Source organism: Deltaproteobacteria bacterium (genome assembly GCA_016874775.1).
GTDB lineage: Bacteria > Desulfobacterota > Binatia > Bin18 > Bin18 > VGTJ01.
Map to the genome: position 1 here is coordinate 22,251 of VGTJ01000064.1, position 7,579 is coordinate 29,829.

6 protein-coding genes are annotated in these 7,579 nt (G+C 56.1%); 2 read left to right on the plus strand and 4 right to left on the minus strand.

Features of this window, described 5'->3' with window-relative positions:
• Positions 1–46: 46 nt before the first annotated feature.
• The 4 genes from FJ147_12625 to FJ147_12640 form a co-directional block, all read right to left on the minus strand.
• Positions 47–1,738, minus strand: a complete 1,692-nt coding sequence (locus FJ147_12625; protein MBM4256728.1) for an amidohydrolase family protein — start codon at positions 1,736–1,738, stop codon at positions 47–49.
• Between the two features lie 19 nt (positions 1,739–1,757).
• Positions 1,758–2,276 carry a hypothetical protein gene (locus FJ147_12630; protein MBM4256729.1) on the minus strand — a complete coding sequence of 173 codons (519 nt, stop codon included), beginning with the start codon at positions 2,274–2,276 and terminating at the stop codon, positions 1,758–1,760.
• A 26-nt stretch (positions 2,277–2,302) separates the two neighbouring features.
• Positions 2,303–3,556, minus strand: coding sequence for a thiolase (locus tag FJ147_12635; GenBank protein MBM4256730.1), 1,254 nt, complete (start codon positions 3,554–3,556; stop codon positions 2,303–2,305).
• 383 nt (positions 3,557–3,939) lie between these two features.
• Entirely contained in the window at positions 3,940–5,430 is a 1,491-nt protein-coding gene (locus tag FJ147_12640) for a YdiU family protein (GenBank protein ID MBM4256731.1), read from the minus strand.
• A 156-nt stretch (positions 5,431–5,586) separates the two neighbouring features.
• Here FJ147_12640 and FJ147_12645 point away from each other — a divergent pair, with 156 nt between their 5' ends.
• Both FJ147_12645 and FJ147_12650 read left to right on the plus strand, forming a co-directional pair.
• The gene (locus FJ147_12645) at positions 5,587–6,078 is read left to right on the plus strand and encodes a DUF1311 domain-containing protein (GenBank protein ID MBM4256732.1); all 492 of its coding nucleotides are present in this window, start codon (positions 5,587–5,589) and stop codon (positions 6,076–6,078) included.
• A 65-nt stretch (positions 6,079–6,143) separates the two neighbouring features.
• Positions 6,144–7,361, plus strand: a complete 1,218-nt coding sequence (locus tag FJ147_12650; GenBank protein ID MBM4256733.1) for a CoA transferase — start codon at positions 6,144–6,146, stop codon at positions 7,359–7,361.
• Positions 7,362–7,579: the final 218 nt, after the last annotated feature.

Consider the following 7,579-nt stretch of genomic DNA (forward strand, 5'->3'; position numbering starts at 1 on the left):
TCGCCGGTTCTTTGTGTTTCCCGTCCTCCCTGTCCTGCTCTCCAGTTCACGCATCGTAGCTCCGCAGCACCTGCCCCGGTAACCCACCCTGGTACTCATCATCCTGATAGAGAATGTTGCCGGATACGATGGTCGCCTTGATACCGTCGGCGTAGGCGACAAAGCGTTTCGCACCACCAGGCAGGTCATGCACGTATTCTGGATCGTGCGCATCGACGGTGTCAGGATCGAATAACACCAGATCGGCAGCCAATCCGTGCGCAATCTGACCGCGTTTCGGAATACCGAAGAAACGTGCGGGCTCCAGGGTCAGACGGCGCACGGCTTCTTCCAATGTCAACGCTTGTCGTTCACGCACCCATTTCCCTAACAGATAGGTTGCATAGGGTGCATCACAAAGCATATCCACATGTGCACCACCATCCGACAGGCCAATCATGAAACGTGGGTCGGTGATGAGGCGCTTGATGCCCTCGGGTTCATAGTTGAGTGCCTGGATATCGAAGACCAATTCAAGATTGTCCGCAAGCGCGAGATCAAGGAACACATCGATGGGGTGCTTCCCCTGTGCTTTGGCAAGATCACCAACGGTTTTCTTACTGTCGGCGACCGCTTTCACCGCTTCACTTTTGGCGTCGATCACGGTCATGCGTCCCCATTGACCGGCAAAGATGCGCCGTCGATCCATCTCTTCACGGAACGCTCGGCGGAAACCAGGATCCCGATAAATCTTGATTTGTTCTTCGACGCTCTTGTTGAACACTTGGTGCCACGTGGTGAAGACGGCAAAAATGAACGGATTGCGCATGTTGAACTGTATCCGCAGCGGTCGACACGAGACCTGTGGCACGGATTTGTCCCACCCGAGAATCGACTGCACTTTTTCAACGACACCGAGGTACGAATCCGGTCGCCCTGGTCGGTTAAACAACGCAAGCCATGTCACTGGTCGTGTGCTTTCTTTGACCAGGAACTCAAGGAGGTCGTACTCTTCATCTGCCATGTGCCCCGGTGTCTGGGCTGACAGTGCCAGTTCGATTGCACCCCTTCCCGCTTCGCGGAGCACCTGGCAGAAGGCTCTCAGTTCATCGCGACTTGCGTTACGGCACGCCAGTGGTCGACCGTGGTAGCCAATGTGGTTGTTAAGAATCGTGCTGGTAAAGCCAAAGGCACCAGCATTGATGGCATCACGCAGGAGTTGCTGCATGCGAGCAATCTCGTCAGCGTTGGCTGCACGTTCAAACGATTCCTCACCCATGACATAGTGCCGCAGCGGCGTCAGCGCTGCGAGTGAGGCGACGTTAATGCCTAGCCCACGTTTCTGCAATGCGTCCAGGTATTCAGCGTGACTTTCCCATTGCCAGTCGATGCCGCGCTGCATGACCTCAAAGGGAATGGCTTCGACATTGACGAGATCCCACATCAGGATGTCGCGCAGTTCGGGTCGCACGGGAGCGACACCAACACCACAGTTGCCCATTACGACCGTAGTGATGCCATGCCACGACGAACAGGTAATCAAGGGGTCCCAGGCCACCTGCGCGTCATAGTGAGTATGGGGGTCAATAAACCCTGGCGCCAGCACGAGACCATCCGCGTTGATCGTCTTGGCTGCAGCCTCGCCGTTGTGTTTCCCAACCGCGGCAATCGTCCCATCTTTCACCGCCACACTGCCACGAAAGCTGGGAGCGCCGGTACCGTCACAAATCCGCGCGTTGTTGATGAGTAAATCGTACATACACAGTCCCTCCTATTTCCTACTCCTGTGGGTAACGCCAAGGATTCGCTGGTTGAACTGCGGTCTCATCTAGGGTCCAGTGCGGCAGCGCGAATCCCTCACTTACTGTTTTGAAGATCAGACGAACACGAGTCCCAATTCCCACCTGCTTGATCATGTCAGGCGGCGCAAAGTCTCCCTTCGCGGTCAGCAGATTCCCCACCACCCGCAAGGCTTCGTGTTCGGACGGTTGGCCTTTTTGCGTGTCCAGGTCAACAAGCAAGATCATGTACGGGACGTACTGACGAAAAGCGGGCTGAATCGCATGATGAACTTCCACATACGAGTGTACGGTTCCTTTACCTTCGACGCTTACCCAATCGTATTCGCGATCCCGTGTCCACGGACAGGCAGTCGTCGGTGGATAGCGGAGCAGGCCAGACTTCTTGCCTCGTTGCAAGCGGAAGTCGCCCTTGGCGCAGTAGTTGAAGAAGGCCAGATTCTCCTTATCGACATCCTCAATCGTCAATCTCATGCCGAGATATTCACCTTGTAGCATCGTGTTGGTCCTCCTCTTGATGTGCCTTACCCGCGCTGCATCACCATTGCCGAACCCGTGCCTGGCATGGCCCAGCCAAGATTTGCACTCAGCTCCGCATCTTTCACTTGTCGGCAACCACCTTCGCGATAGTCATAAGTGTGTCGCCGTTTGCCGTTCGGGCCGATGGGACAGGAATCGTCGACGTTGCCACGTAACTGGCGTACGTTCTCGATGACCATATTCATTCCGTGCGTGTAGCCCTCACAGAGGTGACCACCAGACGTATTGTTGGGTCGCTTGCCGCCCAGTTCGATGATGCCACTGGAGACGTACTGGCCGCCCTCCCCTTTCTTGCAGAAGCCGTAATCCTCAAGTTGCAACATCGTCGTAAAGGTGAATGCATCATACGACCCCGTCAGGTCGATATCCTCCGGTCCCACACCCGCATTGGGCCAGAGAATGTCCTTCGCGTAATGGCCAGCAACGGTCGAGATCGGGCCGTGCTGATAGTGCATGTCGATGCGTGGCTTGCAGCAACGTCCGACCACCGAGCGAATCTGCACCAGTGGCTGCTTCAGGTCTTTGGCACGTTCAGCGCGGGTCACAATCACGCAGGTGGCATTGTCGGTCTCCACGCAGCAATCGAGTAGATGCAACGGTTTGCAGATGATGCGCGAGTTCAGTACATCCTGGATGGTGTAGCGAGTCTTGTAGAACGCTTTGGGATTATTGGACGCATGTTGACTGTGGGCAACCTTCACGTGTGCAACTTGCTCAGAAGTCGTGCCATAGTCGTACATATGACGCAGGAACGTGGGCGCGAACATTTGTCCGGCACTCTGCCAACCATACGCGCGTGCGTGGACCTGGTCCCCGCTGATTGGCGCCGCCGAGCGTGCACCGGTGCCGCCGATGCGCACTTGGGTGAAACCATTCATCGACCGGAAGATCGCAACTGTCTTGCACATACCAGCTTCGATCACACCCATAGCAATCCCAATCAGCGCCTCGGTGCTAGAGCCTCCGCCATGCACGTCCATGTAAAAGTTCAGGCGAATACCGAGATCCCCAGCCACAAACGGTGACATAGTCGAATCGTTCCCGGAGTACGACAACATGCCATCGATGTCTGCAGCCTCAAACCCGGCGTCGTCCAACGCGTTGTTGATCGCCCAGGTCGCCAGGTTGCGAGTCGATTCTTGCGACCCGCGTCGATAGGTCGTCTCCCCTACCCCAACAATCGCGTATTTGTTGCGCAGGTATGTCGGAGTTGTTGCATCGATATCACTCTGTGCCATTCATCCCTCCTCTTTTTCGTCGTCGCGTGCGTCTGGTGCGTGCGTGTCTATGCAGCGTCAGTACGATGACGGACAAAGTTGGGTCTCCGCCTTTCCTGCATCGCTTGCCGCGCTTCTTTGTGGTCCTGAACCATCAGCGTCACCGCAGCGTCGCCCAAGCCGGCGTCCATGATCACGTTGGCTTAATGCTGGAACCACTTGTTTTGGCTCACCTCCTAGCACTCTTGATACGAGCGTGGCAAGCGCTGGCCGAAATCGGACTACGGAACATGCGTACAGTTGGGGTCACGTGCGCTGTGCACGAGGCGCTTGCCAGCTTTGATTCCGGTGCGTATGGGGCCTGCCCAGCAACACCGTTACCAAAGAACTTGCGAGAGGCAGCGCTACGTACCGCAAAAGGTTTGCCACACTCGCTCGTTAGGATTTGGTGGGGTGCGGTATTCAACAAATTCCGGTCGTAAGTCAAACGGGCGCGCGAGCACTCCCAGTAAGGTTTCCAATGGCGTCACGTCGCCACGTATGACAGCAGCCTGCAGTGCCTGTTCGACTCGATGGTTGCGGGGGATCACAGCAGGATTGTTCTCTCGCATCAGGGTGGCGGCATCTTGCCGTGAACCAGCCTCTCTATCCAACCGTGCCTGCCACCGCGTGACCCAATCTTCGTATCCAGCTGGGGCAGTGCTCCCTTCGGCGACATCGCAAAGGGAGCGAAAGGTGTTGGTGTAGTCAGCCGTATGCTCTTTCATCAGTGTCAACAGCGCTTCAATCAGTCCTGCATCCTCAGGCTCTTCGGTCGCCAAACCGAGCTTGCGACGCATCCCGTCTTGCCAGTAGCGTTGGAAATGGCCCGGAAACTGGTTGACTGTCTCCTCTGCCAGTGCAATCGCCTTGCTTTGTTGGTCGTCAAACAAGGGCAACAGGGTTTCGGCAAAGCGGGCGAGATTCCAGTAGGCAATCCGCGGCTGATTACCGAAGGCATAGCGACCATGATGGTCGATCGAGCTGAAAACCGTCGCCGGGTCGTACGCATCCATAAACGCGCACGGACCGTAATCAATCGTCTCGCCAGAAATGGTCATATTGTCGGTATTCATGACACCATGAATGAAACCCACATGCATCCAACGCGCAACCAACGCGGCTTGCGCTTCACTCACTGTGGCAAGCAAGGCGAGGTAGGGATTCGCGGTGGATGGTAACTGCGGATAATGTCGCGCTATCGCATAATCGGCAAGCATGCGAACTGCCTCTGTATCACCTTGGGCAGCGAAATACTCGAAGGTCCCGACCCGGATGTGACTGGCCGCAACTCTCGTGAGCACTGCGCCGGGTAACGGGGTTTCGCGAAACACCGGATCACCAGTGGTGACGATCGCAAGCGAGCGCGTCGTGGGAATCCCTAGCGCGTGCATCGCTTCACTAATGATGTATTCACGCAGCATAGGCCCAAGTGCTGCACGCCCATCGCCACGGCGCGAAAATGGCGTCGGCCCTGCACCTTTAAGGTGCAGATCATGGCGCTGGCCATCCACACCGATAACTTCGCCCAACAGGATTGCCCGCCCATCGCCAAGTTGCGGAACAAAGTTCCCGAACTGATGCCCCGCATACGCCATCGCCAAGGGCTCAGCCCAGTCCGGCACATGATTGCCCGCTGCCGTGGCCGTCCCTATCTCTCCCGTCCAATGCTCTGCCGGTAACCCTAGGTCTGTTGCCAGCGCATGGTTGAATTTCAGCAGACGCGGGCTCCGCACTGGCGTGGGTGCAAGTCGCGCATAAAAACGCTCCGGCAGACGTGCATAGCTGTTATCGAAGCGTGCTCCATTATCTGCGAGCGCGCTGGGGGAACCCTCTATAGTTCTCAATCCTGGCATGGGACATCCTTTTCCGGCCTCACCTCAGTGAGGTAGGCGTTGCTGACAATTTTCATCACGGTCAACCAGTGATCAGCCCGCTGGACTTTACATAATCACTGCCGACCCATACTACAGACCAGATACAATACTTTCCCTGGACAAGAAAGGTGTTTCATGAGTCTTTACCTCATTGCGATTATGCTGATCCTATCACTGTGCGTTCCCGCCAGGGCTCAAGACGAGATGTCGGTGGAAGAGGACCCTATCGATAAGTCGGTTGGGGCGTGTATCGACAAGGACTCTGCTCCAAACGCGATCGTTGCCTGTTTTAGCCAGGGTCACAGGCAGTGGGATGCGGAAGTGACAAAGCTCTACAATGAGCTGCTGGGCAAGCTTGATAACGACAAAAAAGAGACGCTGAAGACCGCGCAAGCGCAATGGGCACAGTACCGTGATAGTGAATTGCGCTTCATTGATGCACTGTATGCTGGCGAGGACCATCCCGCCCATGCGCCGCTGCGAGCGGATCAGCGCATGCAATTGATCCGTAGCCGCGCTCTAGCACTGCACGAATATCTCGCATCCTTGGAAGAACTTGCCGCCTCTGAGAACGCTGAGGAGAATGATAAAGACGCAGCTGAGGATGAACCCAAAGAGGTCAAATAGTACGCGCCAGACTTCATGTGACCGAGCCGGGGGTCGTCAACGGTCATCGGCTAAAGGAGGAGAATATGGAACAAACAGTGCGTATGCCGCTGGAAGGAATTCGCGTCCTCGATCTAACCATCTGGGTACAAGGGCCGCTGGCGTCGATGATGCTGGCCGACCTGGGCGCGGAGGTCATCAAAATAGAGAAACCCGGGCAAGGTGATTTCTCACGGGGAGCAGTATCGATGTTTGGCGGGCCACAGAAGTTTCCAGATGGGCGGAGTCTGATGTTCGAGATTGCCAATCGTAATAAAAAGGCCGTCGCTATCGACTTACGTCAGCCGGAAGGACAGCAAGTGTTCTATCGCTTAGTGGAACACGCTGATGTCATGGTCACGAATCTCCATCCGGCTACACTGCGCGAATTTCGTGTCGACCGTGAGACGCTGCTGGCGATCAAGCCAGAGCTTATTTACGCCCATGCGACGGGCTTCGGACCGCAGGGTCCCCATGCCGAGGATCCTTGTCAGGATACAGTTGGTATGGCGCGGTCTGGCTTCATGTTCAGCATGCCGACGGCCGACGGTGCACCAACCTATCCTCCGGGAGCGTTAAGTGACATTTTGTCCGGCACCATGCTGGGCTTCGGCGTGCTCGCAGCTTTGCTCGGGCGGGAACGTGTCGGGATGTCACAGGCAGTGTGGTCATCACAACTCAGCGCTATGATGTGGCTCCAGTATTACAACGTCGCGCAGTTTGCCAATATGGGAGCGGATTTCGCACCATTCGACCGCAATACCGTCGCCAACCCGCTGATGAATGTGTATCGCTGCGCTGACGGCAAATGGATTGCCTGTGGTATGGCTGTCGCGCAACGCTTCTGGCATGACTTCTGCGGGGTCTTAGGGTTACCCGAATTAGAGGATGACCCTCGGTTCGCCAAGGACAAGCAGCGCGCAGCTCACCGTGGAGAATTGATCACTATCCTCGACAAGGCGTTTGCTACGCAACCACGTGCGCACTGGGAACGGCTCTTTCGCGAGAAGGAGTTTTGGTTCTCTGTGGTAAACCAGACAAGCGATCTGGCAGACGACGAGCAGGTGATGGCCAATCGCTACATGGTGGAACTCGACTCAGGCCTCAAAACCGTGGCGTTTCCTTTTGCCCTGGAGAAAAGCGCAGTGCCAGCAACCCACGCAGCACCGCAGTTTGGCCAACATACTGACGAAATTCTCCAACAGCTGTGTGGCTACACGGTAGAGGAGATCCTCGCATTAAAGGAAAAGAACGTGGCGTGGTAGGAAATAGCTGGTGATGAGTGAAGGGCTGCTGGAGAGGCTACATCAAGGCAAAGCAGATTGATACAGTAGAATTGTCACTCTGAGTGAAACCAAGGATCGCTCCCCAAGATTCTTCGCTTCGCTGCTCAGAAACACACTCTCAGGCCGAGACGGGCTGGGGGAGGAGCGTGAACCCCAACCGGGCGGCGGTCCGTTTGAGGTGGCGAAGGGTGCGTTGA